The organism is Raskinella chloraquaticus (SeqCode), assembly GCF_021731865.1.
GTDB classification, from domain to species: Bacteria; Pseudomonadota; Alphaproteobacteria; order Rhizobiales; family UBA4765; genus Raskinella; species Raskinella chloraquaticus.
Genome location: NZ_JAKFWN010000009.1, coordinates 1 through 16514, shown reverse-complemented (window position 1 = coordinate 16514; position 16514 = coordinate 1). Strand labels below are relative to the sequence as shown.

Here is a 16514-nt window from a genome sequence, read left to right as displayed (position 1 = left end):
TTCGCGACTATCGTCGGCGCGCCGCTCGTCAGGGGAGGCCACATCATGACGTGGCAGCCAATTTGTAATCGCTTTCAGTCAGCCATTGCCTATATCCGTCATCATACTCGTCAACAACGGGTCGACCCATCGATCCAGTCTCGGAATCTTCGCAGAAATCGCCACGCGTCTCATCCCTGCCTGACAAGGCCCTGCGTCCTGGGCTTGCCGCCACACTGAATCCACGAGGCGCAGCTGCCAAGCGTTGGATGGCCGGCAAACAGCATTTCGCGCGCCGGTGTGAATATCCGCACCTTATAATCGGCCTCTTGAGTGGTGGGTGCTAACAGGAAGGTGGTCTCGGCGAGGTTGGTCCAGGCTGCGAATTGCTGCATGGCGCTGTCTGACAGACCTTCACCATCAATGACAACGGCAAGCCCGTTGCCGCGTGTCGGCACCGAGGTGAAGACGTCACACTGAACAAAGCGTCGCCGCATATCATAAACCGCGTCGTCAATTGACGTCGCCGATTATCATGCGGCTCGTTCTGGTCAATCACGAGATTGCCATAGAGATCCATCAGTCTGACCGATGGTTTATCATTTTTATTCCGCGTGCGGCCAACCGAATTCCGCACGCGGCCAAGACAGAAACACTTTACGATCGACCGACCACCGCCGCCCTCCGTGATTGCGCGTGTTGACCGCGCGGGCAGAATATCCTTTGCTTGGCCCCTCACGTGCAGTCGAGGCACGTCTCTTTATCTCAGGTCGTCTGTTGTGGCGGATGATCGGAAGTGTCGCATCAATCGCTCCATGCCTGTGTCCGACGTTTCGCAGCGGACGCGTTCACCAAAAATCAACTTGTCATTTATTTTGAATTATGAATAATGAGTTTAATATGCGCTGTGACAACGTTTGCAGTTATCCGTGTTTAGAAAAATCAAATGGAGGAAGACGATGGACATCAGAGGTCTTACGCTAGTTGTATCAGCATGCGCACTTGGCATGTGCGGAACGGCTTTTGCCGCTTGGGAGCCGACAAAACCAATTGAAATCATTGTTCCTTTTGCGCCCGGTGGCGCCTCGGACCAGATGGCGCGGACCATTCAGGGCGCCATCACCAAAAACAATCTGACCAAAGCGCCGGTGGTTGTCGTCAACAAGCCGGCGGCGGCGGGCGGCGAGGCCATGCTTGAGATCAAGGCCGCGAAGGGTGACGCGCATAAACTGCTCACAACGTCGTCAGGCCTCTATATGACGCCGCTCTCCTCGAAATTGCCGGTGAGCTGGCGCGACTTCACGCCCGTTGCGCTTTTGGCGCAGGATGAGTTCCTGCTGTGGACCTATAATGACGCTCCGTACAAAACCGCAGGGGACCTGTTGGCCGCCGCAAAGTCCGGTCAGAACATCCGCATCGGCGGGGCCGGGTCCAAGCGCGAGGATAACTTGATCACCTGGGCGCTTGGCGACGAATCGGCAGCGAAAATAACCTACATTCCTTATGCCGGAGGCGGACCGACGTCCGTTCAGCTGGCGGGCAAGCACATTGAAGCTTCGACCGGCAATCCTTCAGAGGAAGTGGCGAGCTGGCGCGCTGGCAATGCCCGCCCCCTCTGCCTTCTTTCACCCAAGCGGATGGCCTACAAAGAGAAGATAACGGACACGGCAGCGTGGTCAGACATACCGACTTGCGGCGAACAGGGCATCAAGTTCACCTATAATATGCTGCGTGGCATGTTCATGCCGGGCGGCGTGAGCAATGAACAGCGCGATTTTTACGTCGACCTGTTCAAGAAAGTGCAGGAAACAGCGGAGTGGAAGGAGTATCTTGCCCGCAATGCACTCCTCCCCGATTTTCGCTCAGGCGCGTCCTTCGTTGAGTTCCTGACGGCTGATGAACAACGCCATAAAGATCTCATGGACAAGGCAGGGTTCCTCGCCAAGTAAATTTTCCAGTACAAGAGGGATGGTCATCGTGACCATCCCTTGATGATGTTTGCTTATCGCATCGAGGAAAATTCCATCATGGAAGAAGACGTGCAAGCTGAACGCGGTATTTCACGCCGCACCGTAGAATTGGTCGTCGCCAGCATCTTTCTGTTATTATCAGTCGTTGCGTTCTACGATAATTACACACGGGGCGCTGGCTGGGCGAGCGATGGTCCGCAATCGGGTTATTTTCCGGCACGGCTTGCCGTCATCATGTTCCTTGGATCAGTCTTTACATTCTGGGTGGCTCTCAGGGCCAAAACAGAAATGTTCGTGACCTATGAACAACTCATCCGGATTTCCAAAGTTTTAATCCCGCTGATCATCTTCACCATCGGCATCGAATGGCTTGGTATCTATCTCTCATCTGCCCTTTTTCTGGCACTTTTCATGATCTGGCTAGGTGAATTCGGGGTCATCCGCTCATGTGCCAGCGCGTTCGCATTTGTTATTGTCACTTTTGTCATCTTTGAAAAATGGTTCCAGGTGCCGCTACCAAAGGGGCCCGTCGAAGCCCTTTTGGGTCTGTGAAAAAAGAAGGCCTGTCACATCATGGAAAATCTGAATGACCTGCTCAACGGCTTTTACGTAGCCCTTTCGTTCAAGAATGTCGGCTTCATGATCATCGGCGTGCTGCTCGGCATCGTTGTTGGCGTACTGCCGGGCCTTGGCGGCCCCAACGGCGTGGCGATCCTGCTGCCACTGACATTCGGCATGGAGCCTGTATCGGCCATTATTCTTCTGTCTTCGCTTTACTGGGGCGCATTGTTCGGGGGGGCGATCACCTCGATCCTGTTCAATATCCCGGGCGAAGCGTGGTCGGTGGCGACAACCTTCGACGGTTATCCGATGGCCCAGCAAGGACGAGCCGCAGAAGCGCTCACAGCAGCTTTTACCGCATCATTCATCGGCGCTGTTGCCGGCGTTATCCTGATTACGTTTGTGGCGCCGCTGATCGCCAGTTTTGCCCTTAAATTCGGGCCAGCGGAGTATTTCGCGGTCTTCTTCCTGACCTTCTGTTCCTTCATCGGCCTGGGCAAAGACAACAGGTCCAAGATCCTTGTCTCTCTGTGCCTCGGCTTTCTGCTTGCCGCTGTCGGTCTTGATTCTGTCTCGGGTGAGCTGCGGATGACCTTTGACAATCCCCAGCTTTTGCGTGGCTTCGACTTCCTGGTTGTGGTGATCGGTCTGTTCGGCGTGTCCGAAATCCTGGTGACCATGGAAGAAGGGCTGGCCTTCAAGGGCAAGCGGGCGGCGATCGATCTCAAGGTCGTATTGAAGACATGGGCGGGCCTGCCGAAATACTGGCTGACGCTGGTCCGTTCCGCGGTGGTGGGATTGTGGATGGGCGTGACACCGGGCGGAGCCATCGCCGCCTCGTTCATGGGGTATGGCCTGGCCAAGCGCTTCTCTCCGAAAGGCAATAAATTCGGTACCGGTGAAATCGAGGGCGTTCTGGCTCCCGAAACGGCTGCACACGCTGCCGGGACGGCGGCGCTGCTGCCGATGCTGGCGCTCGGCATTCCCGGATCAGCGACGGCCGCTGTTCTCCTTGGCGGTTTGCTGATCTGGGGTCTTCAGCCTGGACCGCTTTTGTTCGTCGAACAGAAGAGCTTCGTGTGGGGGCTGATTGCCTCGATGTATCTTGGCAATATCGTTGGCTTGATCATCGTCCTGGCGACAGTGCCACTCTTTGCGGCTATCCTGCGCATCCCGTTCTCGGTGGTGGCTCCGATCATTCTCATCATCTGCGCGATCGGCGCTTACACCGTGCGCAATTCAGGCTTTGATATCGGGCAAATGGTGATTTTCGGTATCATTGGCTACATCTTCAAGAAGCTTGATTACCCGATCGCGCCGCTGGTTCTGGCGATCGTGCTTGGCGACCGCACGGAGGCGTCATTCCGTCAGGCCATTCTCGGCTATGAGGGAAGTCTGTCGGTGTTCTGGTCCAATGGCCTGGTCGGGTCGCTGATGGTGATCGCGCTCCTGCTTCTGTTCTGGCCTATTGTGACCGAGCAGATCACCGCGTTTCGCCGCCGGCTCGCGGGTGCTCCGTCGGGCTCATGAATGCCGGTCAAGCTTGGATTTGACATGGGAGCCGGTTCGCAAGAACCGGCTCTTTCATTTTGGCGGCATGCGCCTGCGCTCGACGCGCGCCATCACATGCGGGTTTAAGCCGTTTCGTCGCCGCCATTGAGACCGGCAATGGAAAAGCCGCCATCGACTGCGAGAATCTGTCCGGTGATATAACCTGACTGCTGCTCGTCCAGGAGAAACCGGGCGGCTTGCGCCACCTCATTTGGCGTGCCGTATCGACCCATTGGCACCTTGTCGCACCATTCGGCCCTGACCTTGGCTGAATGAACCTGACGCGCCATGGCGGTATCAATCGGGCCGGGCGCGATGGCATTCACCCGGATGCGGTGAGCTGCAAGCTCGACGGCCATGATACGCGTCAGATTGACAATAGCGCCCTTCGAGGCGCCATAGGCTGTACGGCCACGATTGCCAACCAGACCCGACACCGACGCGATGAGGACGATGGCCCCTCCCCCATTGTCGCGCATTGTCTCGGCAGCGATCCTGGCGGTGAGGAAACTGCCGATGACATTCACATCGTTCATGCGCCGCATGAGGTCAGGTGTGGTGTCAAAAAAAGAGGTGTTGCTGGCGATGCCGGCGCTCGTGACCACCCCGCGCAGGGGTCCGAAACCGTCCATGATCTCGCTGATCGCCGCCTTGCTCGCGGCTTCATCGGTGATATCGAGCGGGTGCAGACGCACCCTGCCGTGATAGGCGCTCAGGTTCTGCATCGCTGCCGCAAGGGCGTTACCATCGCGGTCAAAACCCGCCACCTGCCAGCCAGCCTCCAGCAGGGTCGTTGTTGTGGCAAGACCAATGCCTGAGGCTGCACCCGTGACGATAGCGGAGCGGATTTCCATCAGGCCGGCCATGGTCGGTCGGTCTCAAGGATGATTTCGAAGGTGATGAGCACGGGGTTGTCGCCGCGCTTGAAGCGGCCTTCGAAAATCTGCGCCTGATAATCGATCAGACCGACATCGACGCTGGCCTCAGGCCTGCCATCCGCGCCTGGCGTGATCCGCCCCTCGCGGATAAAGATTTCGGTGGCAAAATTAGGGGCTTCGCGACCATCCTCGAAGCGCACGCCAATCGTGCTGCCCACACCACCGCGCAGGACAGCGTGGCTGATCCCATGATCAGCGCACAGCTTTTCAAGGCTGCCGCAAAAATCGCTGTTGGGGCGCAAGCGGATCGCAAAGACGCGCATGAACGGACCGTCTGCCTGCGCCGCCGGAGCGATGACAGGCGAGAAAATCTTGAAGCCTGTTTCAGTGTCGGGACCTGCGTCAAACAGCGCGCCGTTCAAACCGATGGCGCGCACCGTTGCCGGCTTCGCAAGAAAGGTCTGTTCAGGCAGGATATGCCCACCCATGATTTTCCCGTCAGCCTCCCGCCACAAAGCGTGAGCATGGAAGAACGGCGCTGCGTCGCGTCGCCCGAACGTCAATGCTCCGCGACTGATGACCGTCGGTCCGGCAGGACGGTAGGTATCGCTGTAGAATGCCACATGATCCGGCGTCTTCGAAAGCGCCGGAATGCAATAGCTGAGACGCGCGAGGGTCACGCCGTCAAGGTCGCAGGCGCCGCTCTCAAAACCCGCTTTCGCAAAGCCGCGATGCACCGCCTCCAGCAACGGCAGCCCGGCATCGAGTTTGAGATCGAAGCGGCGGCCACCGGCCGCAATGGCAACCATGCGTTCGCTTTCCGGCGGACCGGGCTGGCGGACAAAGCGCGGAAGGCTCGAGGCGGTCACGACGCTCTCTTCTTGCTGGCAGCGGCAAGGTCAGCCAGAATGCCGCGCGCCTCGATCTCGTCACGAACGAGCCGCTTTGGCACTTTGCCGTAACCTGATTTGGGCAAGGCTTCCCAGAAGAAGACATGACGGGGCAGTTTGTAGCGCGGGACTTTCGGTGCCAGGAATTCGACAAGCGCCTCAGCGCTGACCGCTTGCCCCTCGCGCGCCACGCATACCGCCACGCCAATCTCGCCCCACATCGGATCAGGCAAGCCGAGGACCGCTACTTCGGCAATTGCCGGGTGGGTAAGAATTTTCTCCTCGATCTCGCGAGGATAGATATTGGAACCGCCGGAAATGTACATGTCGGAGGCGCGGCCCGTGATATAGACAAAGCCTTGCTCGTCCATATGGCCAAGGTCGCCGGTGCGAAACCAGCCATCGCGGAAGGCCTTGGCGTTGGCCTCGGGGTTGTCATAGTAACCGGCAAAGACCGCCGGCCCGATGACGCAGATTTCGCCGGTTTCGAAAGGCGCGAGTTCGCGCCCGCTGTCATCCTGGATCGACACCTGCATCGCGGTGCGCTCGATGCCGCAGGTGCCAAGCTTCAGCTGAGGGCTGTCCTCGGCGTCATGGAGATGGGCCGGCAGAACCGTGATATTGCCTGTGACCTCGCCCAGGCCGAAATACTGGACGATGACGGGGCCGAGCTTCCTGAGGGCGACTTTCTGATCCTCGCGATACATCGGCGCGCCCGCATAGATGACGTAGCGCAGTTGGCGATGATCGTGCTGGTCGACAGCGGGATGCTCGACCAGCATCTTCAGAATGGTCGGCACGGTGAAAAGATTGGTCACGCGATATTCTTTGATCAGTTGCCATGCCTGCGCCACATCGAAGCGCTCGCTTGGCAGAAGAATCGTTGGAGCGCCGCGCGCCACGATGTTGAGCTGATGGACGCCCGCGCCGTGGCTGAGCGGCGCGACGACAAGCGAGGCATCCTTCTCGGTAATGGCGGGCAGCAGATCGCTCAGATGATTGGTGAGTACGAAGCCCATCTGGCCATGGGTAAGAACAGAGGCTTTCGAGCGACCGGTCGTTCCGGAGGTAAAAAAGAACCAGCACGGGTCATCGCGCTCAACCGGACAATCGGCCATCGCCGTGCCGTGATAGGGGGCCACCAGATCGCTCAGATTGCCATCACCAAAATGGCTGTCGCGGCTTTGCTCGTCCAGGCGCCAGATATGCTCAACGCCGGGAACATCGGCCTTGATCGCCGCCGCATGACCGGGAAAATCGCCGTGGCAGAGAAAGGCTTTGGCGCCCGAGAACTGCGCGAGATAGGTCACCTCATCGGGCAGCAGGCGGAAATTGGTCGGCACCCATACAGCACCCAGACGAAAGACAGCGAAGATCGCATAGAACATCTGGGCGGTATTCTTCGAGTGAACCAGCACCCGGTCACCCTTGCCGATCCCTTTCGCGGCAAGGGCAGCGGCAAGGGCCGACACATCCGCTTCAATCTCGCGCCAGCTCCAACGCCGCTCGCCCCAGATGAGGCCCGGCAGGTCGGGAAAGCGCCTTGCATTCTGGCGCACCAGATGGGCGAGGTTCATCACCCGCAGTGAATGAGGTACGACCCCACCCCTGGGCGCGGAACCGGTCATTTGCTGCGCTCCAGGATCGACACGTAATTGGCGACCGCCGCGCCACCCATGTTGAAGACGCCAGCAACATTGGCCCCGGACTTCTGCATATCGCCCGCCTCGCCCATCACCTGCATCGCTGCCATCACATGCATGGAGACGCCGGTCGCGCCGATGGGGTGACCCTTTGATTTCAGGCCGCCCGACAGGTTCACCGGCAATTTACCCTCGCGCGTGGCTGTTCCCTCACGCACCACTTTCCAACCCTCGCCAGGCGCGGCCAAACCCATCGCCTCGTATTCGATCATCTCGGCGATGGTGAAACAATCATGGGTCTCGACGAGGTCGAGGTCATGGATCGACAGCCCTGCCTGTTCGAGCGCCTTCGCCCAGACGCGCCTTGCACCATCAAAGGCAATCGGATCGCGGCGCGACAGCGGCAGGAAATCATTGGCGTGCTGGCGGGCACGGAAATTGACAGCGCGCGCCATGGTTGCCGCTGTCTCGGCATCGGCAAGCACGAGCGCTGCCGCGCCGTCGGAAACAAGCGAGCAATCAGTGCGGCGCAGCGGTCCGGCAACGTAGGGGTTCTTGTCGGAAATCGTGTTGCAGAAGTCGAAGCCGAAATCCTTGCGCATATGGGCATAGGGATTGCGCGTGCCATTCACGTGGTTCTTGGCGGCAATCATCGCCAGTTCGGCGCTGCGGTCTCCGTTGCGCTGAAAATAATGCGAAGCGATCTTACCGAAAATGCCGGCAAATCCCGCATCGACCGCTGCTTCCTCGCGTCGATAACAGGCGGAGAGAAGAATGTCGCCGACCTCGGCAGTTGGTGTTGCTGTCATCTTCTCGGCACCAACGACCAGGGCGATGCGGCCGCGCCCGCTTTCGATGAAATCAAGGGCGGTATGGATCGCCGCTGAACCGGTCGCGCACGCATTCTCGACATGAATCGCCGGCGTCTGCGCCAGTTCGGGAATGGCGAGCGCCACCAGCGCCCCCTCGAAACCCTGCTTGCTGAAGCCGTTATTATAGACGCCGACAGAGATGAAATCGATATCCTGCGGGGTGACGCCGGCATGCTCCAGCGCGCCCGAGGCGACGCGGGCGATCAGCGCTTCGCTGTCGGCATCGTCAAGCTTGCCGAAATTCGAATGCGACCAGCCGACGATCGAAGCTTTATGCGGGCTCATGACGTTTCCTCTCATTTTCAGGCCTTTCGCAGAGCGCCATCTTCGCTCTCTTGCGCACGGGCTGCAAGCGGGTGCGCACAGGGCGCATGATCTCCGTGTTCGGAGTTGAAAGCGATTGACAGCCCCCACCCTGCCTCTCAATAGTCGTGCTTACTCAAAGCTGACGCTTCGGCACCTTCAAACGATCGACGCGCTGCGACAACCGGTGAGGAAATGACCATGAGCACAAAAACAACTTACGCCTTCTCGCGTCGCCTGTTTAACCGAAGCGTCCTCGCGGGCGCCGCTGCCGGCATTTCTACTTTTTCCATCGGGCGCGCGCATGCGGCTGAATTCACTTATAAATTCGCCAATAATCTGGCGTTGACGCATCCGCTCAACAAGCGCCTGCAGGAAGCGGCTGACCGCATCAAAACAGAAACGGGCGGGCGGTTCGAGTTCCAGATCTTCCCATCGAGCCAGCTTGGGTCCGACACTGATACGCTGGGACAAATCCGCAATGGCGGCGTTGATTTCTTCACCCTGTCCGGCCTCATCCTGTCAACACTGGTGCCGGCTGCCGCCATCAATGGCGTCGGCTTTGCCTTCGACAGCTATGACACGGTGTGGAAGGCGATGGACGGGCCGCTTGGCGCCTACATCAGAGGTGAAATCGCCAAGAGCCGGCAGATCCTTGCCATGGACAAGCCGTGGGATAATGGCTTCCGCCAGACAACCACCAGCACCAAACCCATTCTGACGCCGGGTGATTTCGAAGGGGTGAAGCTGCGCGTGCCGCCTGCGCCCCTTTGGACATCGATGTTCAAGGCCTTCGGCGCGGCGCCCACGACGATCAACTTCAACGAGGTCTATTCGGCGCTGCAGTCGAAAATCGTCGACGGCCAGGAAAACCCGCTGGCCATCATCGACACCGGCAAGCTCTACGAGGTGCAGACCAATTGCTCGACCACCAACCATATGTGGGACGGCTTCTGGGTGCTTGCCAACCGCCGCAATTGGGAAGCCCTGCCGAAGGATATTCAGGAGATTGTTGCGAAGAATCTCAATGCGGGAGCGGTGGCGGAGCGCGCTGACGTTGCCGAATTGACGAAGGGCCTGCGCGAGACGCTGACGGCGAAGGGCCTGAAATTCAACGATGTCAGTCCGGCGGCCTTCCGCGAAAAACTGCGCAGCGCCGGGTTCTACGGCGAGTGGAAGCAGAAATTCGGCGATGAAGCATGGACGATCCTGGAGACGGCAGTCGGCAAACTCAGCTGACGCAAGATCATGGATATCGCAGGAGCAGCTGAGCGAAAGCCGCAGGGCCACGAAAGCGGCTGGAGGCGGCAGGTCAGCCGCTTCGATAACGCTCTCGGCGCATGCATTGCGTGGCTGGCAGCCCTTCTGGTTATTGCTGAAGTCATTGTCCTGCTTGCCGGGGTCATCGCGCGCTATGTTCTTCACCGACCATTGACGTGGTCGGATGAACTGGCCTCGACGCTCTTCCTGTGGCTCGCCATGTTTGGCGCGGTGATAGCTGTGCGCGCCAACGCCCATATGCGGATGACAGCGCTCGTCGCCTATTTCGGCGCCCATCGCCAGGCATTCTTCGACACGCTGGCTCTGGCGGTGTGTCTGGGCTTCCTCGTGCTCGTGCTGCCATCGGCCATCGAATACGCGTACGAGGAGAGCTTTATCACTACGTCCGCCCTCGAATTGTCGGGCTCGTGGCGAGCTGCCGCCTTCCCCTGCGGCGTTGTTCTCATGCTCATCTTCGGGGTCAATCGTCTGGTTCTGGAATCGCGCCTGTCACATGCGGTGCTGACGCTCGGCGGCCTTGCCCTGATTGTGCTTGCCTTCAAATTCGCCGGACCGGGCTTCAAGACATTGGGTTATGGCAATCTGGTCATCTTCTTTGTCGTCATCGTGCTTGGCGCCGTGTTGTTGGGCGTTCCCATCGGCTTTGCGTTTGCCATCGCCACCTTCGGCTTCATCGCGCTCACCACGCGCGTGCCGACAATGGTCATGGTCGGGCGCATGGACGAGGGCATGAGCCACCTCATCCTGCTGGCGGTGCCGCTGTTTGTCTTCCTCGGGCTGCTCATTGAAATGACGGGCATGGCGCGCGCCATGGTGGCGTTTCTTGCCTCGCTGCTCGGACATGTGCGTGGCGGGCTTTCCTATGTGCTGATCGGCGCCATGTATCTCGTCTCGGGTATCTCCGGCTCGAAGGCCGCGGACATGGCAGCCGTTGCACCGGCCCTCTTCCCGGAGATGAAAGCGCGCGGCGCCAAGCCGGGCGATCTCGTCGCGCTGCTGTCGGCTACAGGCGCGCAGACCGAGACGATCCCGCCCTCGATCGTGCTGATTACCATCGGCTCGGTGACGGGCGTGTCGATTGCCGCGCTTTTCACTGGCGGGTTGCTGCCGGGGCTGGTGCTGGCGATCGGGCTTTGCGTTGTCGTCGCGTGGCGCTACCGCAGCGATGACCTGTCGCAAGTAAGGCGAGCGACTGCTGGCGAAATCGTCAGAAGCTTTGTGATCGCCGTGCCGGCGCTGGCTCTCCCCTTCATCATCCGCGCGGCAGTGGTCGAAGGGGTGGCAACGGCCACCGAAGTGTCCACCATCGGTATCGGCTACACCGTCATCGCCGGGCTCCTGATCTACCGTCAGTTTGATCTTCGGCGCTTGCAGCCCATGCTGGTTGAAACAGCGACGCTGTCGGGCGCCATTCTCTTCATCATCGGCGCAGCGTCAGCCATGGCGTGGGGTCTGACGCAATCGGGTTTCTCGCGGACCCTCGCTACCTTCATGACAAACTTGCCCGGCGGGGTCGCCGGGTTTCTCATTGTATCGATTATCGCCTTTGTGGTTCTTGGCAGCGTACTTGAGGGTATTCCGGCAATCGTGCTGTTTGGACCGCTGCTCTTTCCCATCGCCAAAACCGTCGGCGTTCATGAAGTCCACTACGCCATGGTGGTGATCCTTGCCATGGGGCTCGGGCTCTTCGCCCCACCCTTTGGCGTTGGCTATTATGCCGCCTGTGCCATCGGCAAGGTGCATCCTGATGAGGGTATCGCACCGATCTGGGCCTATATGCTGGCGTTGCTGGTCGGTCTTGGCGTGGTTGCTGCCGTGCCGTGGATTTCCATCGGGTTTCTATAGGGGCGCATGATATGGCGGGGCGGCTTGACGGCAAGACAGCCATCGTCTTCGGCGCCGGCTCAAGCGGTCCGGGCTGGGGCAATGGCAAGGCCACCGCGGTGACCTTCGCCCGGGAAGGCGCAAAGGTCATCGCCGTCGACATCGCGCTGCCGGCGGCGGAAGAAACTGCCGCGATCATCGCTGGCGAAGGTGGCGCGGTGATCGCGCTTGCCGCCGATGTCACCGACCTTGCGAGCGTCGAAGCAGCAACAGCGACCGCGCTTCAATATTTCGGCGCTGTCGACATCCTTCACAATAATGTCGGCGTCGTCGTCAATGGCAGCCCGATCGATCTTGCCGAAGCCGATTTCACGCGGGCCATCGACATCAATCTCGGGTCCGTCTACCGCACCTGCCGCTGCCTGCTGCCGCATTTCATCGCCCGCAAGCAGGGCGTCATCATCAACATCGCTTCGCTCGCGGCGATCCGTTTCGTCGGCTACCCCTATTTTTCCTATTATGCGTCAAAGGCTGCCATCGTGCAGGCAACCTCCGCCCTCGCCGTTCAATATGCACCCTACCGCATCCGCGCCAACTCCATCCTCCCCGGCCTCATCGACACACCGATGATCTACAAGCAGATTGCCGGCAATTACGCCTCGATTGACGAGATGGTGGCAGCCCGCAACCGCGCCGTGCCATTGGGGCGGATGGGAACGGCGTTCGACATTGCCCACGCGGCAGCGTTCCTGGCTTCCGACGATGCGCGCTTTATTACAGGCATCGCTCTGCCCGTTGATGGCGGGCAGAGCGTTGCGGTGCCGATGGGCTGACAGGCCAGGGCCTGCAAGCTGCGTCAATGGCTATGCGGTTTGGTACCCGGCGGATGAACATGGTCACTATGGTCATGGCCATCATGGGCGTGCTCATCATGGGCGTGGTCATGATCGCCATGAACCTCATCACCATGGTCATGTGTGCAAATCTCCGCGCTCGCCGCCGCGTTTGCCTTGCCGATCAGCGCTATGCTGTGACCGGCATTGTTGTGGTTGAACAGCGCCGCATGACCCACGTAATAGCACAGGAAGAAGCCAGCGAGTGCAGCAAACTTCAACTGGGAGGTCCGCGCCCAGGTGAGAAAGATTGTGCGATCCTGCTGGCGCCGTTCACCGATGATGGTTACCAAAATCAGGATGATGACGAGGTGGCCGATGGCGTCGATCTTGCCGAAGGGAATGACCGCGGCAATGAAGAGAACGGCCAGAGCCAGCGCTCCGAGGCGGCGCGCCAAAGGCGAGCAGATGAGAGCGAAGGCAAGGCCGAATTCAACCACTCCGGCCAGCGTCATGAATGTATCAGCATCAAAGCCGGCGGCGAGATAAGGCTTGGCGATCAAGACCGGTGTCGTCCAGTGCGGATAGGCAAATTTCTCGATGCTGGCCCACATCAAGGTGATCGCCGCGCCCCAGCGCAGAACGGGCATGCGCATCTCGCGCAGATAAGGATTGCTGCAGGCAAAAAGTGTAAAATAGACCGCTGTTGCCAGAAAGATCGGGTAGTCAAGCATATGGAAGAGGCCATATTGCTGGACCGCCAAGCCCCACAGCGCGAAGATGCCAATCGTCGCAAAGGGCATGGTCACCTTAAAGAACAGCGAGCAGGCGATGGCAAATTGCAGCCACGGCACCCATTCGCTGGTCGTTTTCAGTTCTGGCGTCAGATAAACACCGCCGATCACCCAAAGGCAGACGAAAAACACCGCCGTGCCGGCCCGCATGACGTCATCCATCCGTCCTTCGAACGGCCCACTGAGCTTATTCATGATGTGGTGCGACCATTGCCCGAGTTTCTGATCCTCGACCAGGCTGATCAGCGCTAGAACCAGCGCCGCAAAGGCCAAAGCTGCCCAAAAGACCGGTGTCAGCACCTGCGACAAAGGCATGGGCTCGGCTGCCACATCAAACGTGGCGAACCATTTGACGTGGGCGTGCGCCGGAGCGCTGCCCGCCAACGTGGCGCCGCATAGCGTTGCAACCGAAGCAACAACTGGCGCACCCCATTCAACAATCTTAGTAAAGCAAAATTGAATCGACTTCGTTGACTTAGATTTGACCATAACACGTCCCCACTTCACGTTTTGTTGTTGAGGACGTTATCGACTATATCTCTTTCCGTGAGGTAAACTTCGCGGATTAGATAAAGTTATGTTTTAATTTTCGTAAAACAGCGATTTTTCTTTATATCATTTGTTAAACATGTGCAGCCAACAGGGCCTCCGAGCGGATTTCTTCCGTCAAACGCGCCTTAAGAGCTGAAAATTCGCTGCTTGTCTTCACTGTATAGTGGCGTGGATGGGCAAGATCGATGGCGATTTCCGCCTTGATCCGCCCCGGTCGGGCGGTCATCACGATCACGCGCGAGGCCAGAAAAACCGCCTCTTCAATATCATGGGTGACGAATATCACCGTTTTTTTCTGCTTCTCCCAGATCGACAACAGCATTTCCTGCATCAATCCGCGTGTTTGATTATCAAGCGCGCCAAAGGGTTCATCGAGAAGAAGGATCGCCGGATCGGTTGCCAGCGCCCGGGCGATAGCGGTTCGCTGCTGCATGCCGCCGGAAAGCTGCTTGGGGTAGTGGTTGCCAAAACCCGCCAGGCCAATACGCTCCAGCCAGTCAGAGATAATCGGTTTGACGCTCGCCTCGTCCAGGCCTTTTTCACGCAGGCCGAAGGCGATGTTGTCTGCAACCGTCAGCCACGGAAACAGCGTATAGGACTGGAACACCATGCCGCGATCAGGACCGGGCGCGCTCACCGGTCTGCCGTCAAGCAGGATGCGCCCCGTCGTCGGGCGATCAAGCCCGGCGATCAGGCGCAGCAGGGTTGATTTACCGCATCCCGATGGTCCGAGCAGGACGAGAAAATCATTGTCGGCGACCGTCAAATCGACCGGCAGCAGCGCCGGCACGGGCGCACCGCCCCTGGGGGCGGGAAACTGCCGCGACACATTTTCGACGCTGAGCTTGCTCACAACGTGCTCCACGCGAACAGGCGGCGATTGAGCGCCTTGAACAGAAAATCGGACACAAGCCCGATGATGCCGATAACGATGATGCCGAAAATGATCTGGCCGGTGGCGAGCAAGGCCTGGCTGTCGATGATCATGTGGCCAATACCGGCAGACGAGCCGATGAGTTCAGCGACGATGACATAGGTCCAGGCCCAGCCAAGGACAAGGCGTAATGTCTCGGCGATCTGCGGGCCTGCGGCTGGCAACAATACCCGGGTGAGGATGCGGCTATCCTTCGCGCCCAGCGTCAGCGCTGCCTCGACGAGATCGCGCCGCGTGCCACCAACTGTCACGGCGATGATCAGAACGAGCTGAAAAAACGAGCCGATGAAGATCACCAGAAGTTTTTGCAGCTCGCCGGTTCCCGCCCACAGAATAAGAAGGGGGATGAAGGCCGAAGCCGGGAGATAGCGGGCAAACGATATGAACGGCTCCAGCAGCGCCTCGACCGGCTTGTAGGCCCCCATCAGCACACCGAGGGGAACAGCAACGGCCGCCGCCAGAACGAAACCGCCGACGACCCGCCAGATGGTGATGGCAATATCGCCCAGAAAGCCATAGCGCACGATGAGGATACGCCCCTCGTCGATCATCGTCAGCGGATCGGCGAGGAAAGTCTTCGACACAAATCCACCGAATGTCGCCAGAGACCATGCGGCAACAAAAACGACGAAGAACAACAGGCCCAGCGCCAGGCGCGCACCAAAGGAAATGGGCTCAAGCGGTTTCATGAGATCAGATACATGTATCGGCCCGGCATGTCAGGACATGCCGGACTGTCGACATCGCAAAAGCACGAGCGCCCGCCATCAGTCGAGAAAGCGCGTATCCGCCAGCCTGGTCAGATCGGGTATCTGCTTGATGACACCAATTTCCAGAAGGAGATCGGCAGCTTCCTTGGAGAACGACTTGAAATCGCCGGCAAAGAACGCCTTGTTGGCGTCCTTGTCCTGCCAGCGCAGATATTTCGCTGAATTGCCAAACTGTTCGCCCGTCTGCTTCACGTCGGCGCCCATGATGTCATAGGCTTTCGCCTGATCCGATTTGATCAGGGCGACCGCCTCGAAATAGCTCTTCGCCAGCGCTTTGGCCGCAGCCTCATTCTCGGCGAGGAATTTCGGCGTGCAGCCAAACGTATCCATGATCATCGGATAATCGAGCGTGGTGGCGATGATCTTGCCTGCCTCGGGCTTGTCGCGGACCGCCGAGAGATAGGGCTCATAGGTCATCGCAACGTCATTCTGTCCGGCGATGAAAGCCTGAGCGGCGGGGCCAGGCTCCATATTGACGACCGTCACATCCTTGACCGACAGGCCATTCTTTTTCAAAAACCAGGCCAGCGTGAAATAGGGCGCGGTACCGGGAGCGGAGGCGGCAACCTGCTTGCCCTTCAAATCCTTGATCGAGGCAATATTGCCGCGCACCGCCATGCCGTCGGCGCCGTAGGATTTATCCATCTGAAAAATCTGCGTGCTGGCAATGCCGGCCGCATTCCACACAATCCAGGTTTCAACCGTCGTTGCCGCGCACTGGATGTCACCTGCTGCCATGGCGAGATGGCGGCTGGCCTGCGGGATCTTCTTCAAGGTGACGTCGAGGCCGTTTTTGGCGAATATCCCGGCTTCCTTGGCCAATACAAGCGGGGCAAAGCCGGTCCAGCCCGAAAAGCCGATGCTGACCTTGGTTTGAGC

At 59.0% G+C, this 16514-nt stretch carries 15 protein-coding genes; 6 read left to right on the top strand and 9 right to left on the bottom strand.

Annotated elements, in window-relative coordinates; translation table 11 throughout:
* Nucleotides 1-170: 170 nt before the first annotated feature.
* Nucleotides 171-476: a PhzF family phenazine biosynthesis protein gene (locus ACINK1_RS04260; protein WP_376802753.1), complete on the bottom strand. Its 306-nt coding sequence runs from the start codon at nt 474-476 to the stop codon at nt 171-173.
* A gap of 432 nt (nt 477-908) precedes the next feature.
* Between ACINK1_RS04260 and ACINK1_RS04255 the strand changes: the two genes are divergently transcribed.
* Genes ACINK1_RS04255 through ACINK1_RS04245 form a run of 3 tightly spaced genes read left to right on the top strand, consistent with a single transcriptional unit; the run spans nt 909 to nt 4040 of the window.
* Complete coding sequence (locus tag ACINK1_RS04255) at nt 909-1928, top strand: Bug family tripartite tricarboxylate transporter substrate binding protein (RefSeq protein ID WP_376802978.1); 1020 nt, start codon at nt 909-911, stop codon at nt 1926-1928.
* 42 nt (nt 1929-1970) lie between these two features.
* Nucleotides 1971-2501: a tripartite tricarboxylate transporter TctB family protein gene (locus tag ACINK1_RS04250; protein WP_376802755.1), complete on the top strand. Its 531-nt coding sequence runs from the start codon at nt 1971-1973 to the stop codon at nt 2499-2501.
* Between the two features lie 21 nt (nt 2502-2522).
* Nucleotides 2523-4040 carry a tripartite tricarboxylate transporter permease gene (locus tag ACINK1_RS04245; protein WP_376802751.1) on the top strand — a complete coding sequence of 506 codons (1518 nt, stop codon included), beginning with the start codon at nt 2523-2525 and terminating at the stop codon, nt 4038-4040.
* A gap of 104 nt (nt 4041-4144) precedes the next feature.
* On the opposite strand, the gene ACINK1_RS04240 is transcribed toward ACINK1_RS04245, so the two are convergent.
* Genes ACINK1_RS04240 through ACINK1_RS04225 form a run of 4 tightly spaced genes read right to left on the bottom strand, consistent with a single transcriptional unit; the run spans nt 4145 to nt 8629 of the window.
* A complete protein-coding gene (locus ACINK1_RS04240) occupies nt 4145-4927 on the bottom strand; it encodes an SDR family NAD(P)-dependent oxidoreductase (protein WP_376802750.1) in 783 nt (260 codons plus the stop codon).
* A complete protein-coding gene (locus ACINK1_RS04235) occupies nt 4915-5808 on the bottom strand; it encodes a PCC domain-containing protein (protein ID WP_376802749.1) in 894 nt (297 codons plus the stop codon). Before ACINK1_RS04235 ends, ACINK1_RS04240 begins: the two co-directional genes overlap by 13 nt.
* Nucleotides 5805-7457 carry an acyl-CoA synthetase gene (locus tag ACINK1_RS04230; RefSeq protein WP_376802748.1) on the bottom strand — a complete coding sequence of 551 codons (1653 nt, stop codon included), beginning with the start codon at nt 7455-7457 and terminating at the stop codon, nt 5805-5807. The genes ACINK1_RS04235 and ACINK1_RS04230 overlap by 4 nt, the downstream gene beginning before the upstream one ends.
* Nucleotides 7454-8629, bottom strand: a complete 1176-nt coding sequence (locus tag ACINK1_RS04225; protein WP_376802747.1) for an acetyl-CoA acetyltransferase — start codon at nt 8627-8629, stop codon at nt 7454-7456. The genes ACINK1_RS04230 and ACINK1_RS04225 overlap by 4 nt, the downstream gene beginning before the upstream one ends.
* A 219-nt stretch (nt 8630-8848) precedes the next feature.
* Here ACINK1_RS04225 and ACINK1_RS04220 point away from each other — a divergent pair, with 219 nt between their 5' ends.
* From ACINK1_RS04220 to ACINK1_RS04210, 3 genes are read left to right on the top strand one after another with little or no spacing between them, the layout of a single operon-like run.
* A complete protein-coding gene (locus ACINK1_RS04220; protein WP_376802746.1) occupies nt 8849-9886 on the top strand; it encodes a TRAP transporter substrate-binding protein in 1038 nt (345 codons plus the stop codon).
* Between the two features lie 9 nt (nt 9887-9895).
* Nucleotides 9896-11773, top strand: a complete 1878-nt coding sequence (locus tag ACINK1_RS04215; protein ID WP_376802745.1) for a TRAP transporter large permease subunit — start codon at nt 9896-9898, stop codon at nt 11771-11773.
* An 11-nt stretch (nt 11774-11784) separates the two neighbouring features.
* The gene (locus ACINK1_RS04210; protein WP_376802744.1) at nt 11785-12585 is read left to right on the top strand and encodes an SDR family NAD(P)-dependent oxidoreductase; all 801 of its coding nucleotides are present in this window, start codon (nt 11785-11787) and stop codon (nt 12583-12585) included.
* Between the two features lie 23 nt (nt 12586-12608).
* Here the strand turns inward: ACINK1_RS04210 and ACINK1_RS04205 are convergent, their stop codons facing one another.
* The 4 genes from ACINK1_RS04205 to ACINK1_RS04190 form a co-directional block, all read right to left on the bottom strand.
* Nucleotides 12609-13763 carry a hypothetical protein gene (locus tag ACINK1_RS04205; RefSeq protein ID WP_376802743.1) on the bottom strand — a complete coding sequence of 385 codons (1155 nt, stop codon included), beginning with the start codon at nt 13761-13763 and terminating at the stop codon, nt 12609-12611.
* A gap of 238 nt (nt 13764-14001) precedes the next feature.
* Nucleotides 14002-14784: an ABC transporter ATP-binding protein gene (locus ACINK1_RS04200; RefSeq protein ID WP_376802742.1), complete on the bottom strand. Its 783-nt coding sequence runs from the start codon at nt 14782-14784 to the stop codon at nt 14002-14004.
* Nucleotides 14781-15554 carry an ABC transporter permease gene (locus ACINK1_RS04195; protein ID WP_376802741.1) on the bottom strand — a complete coding sequence of 258 codons (774 nt, stop codon included), beginning with the start codon at nt 15552-15554 and terminating at the stop codon, nt 14781-14783. The genes ACINK1_RS04200 and ACINK1_RS04195 overlap by 4 nt, the downstream gene beginning before the upstream one ends.
* A 78-nt stretch (nt 15555-15632) precedes the next feature.
* Nucleotides 15633-16514 (bottom strand): ABC transporter substrate-binding protein (locus ACINK1_RS04190; protein WP_395759989.1); only part of this gene is annotated, 882 nt, incomplete at its 5' end.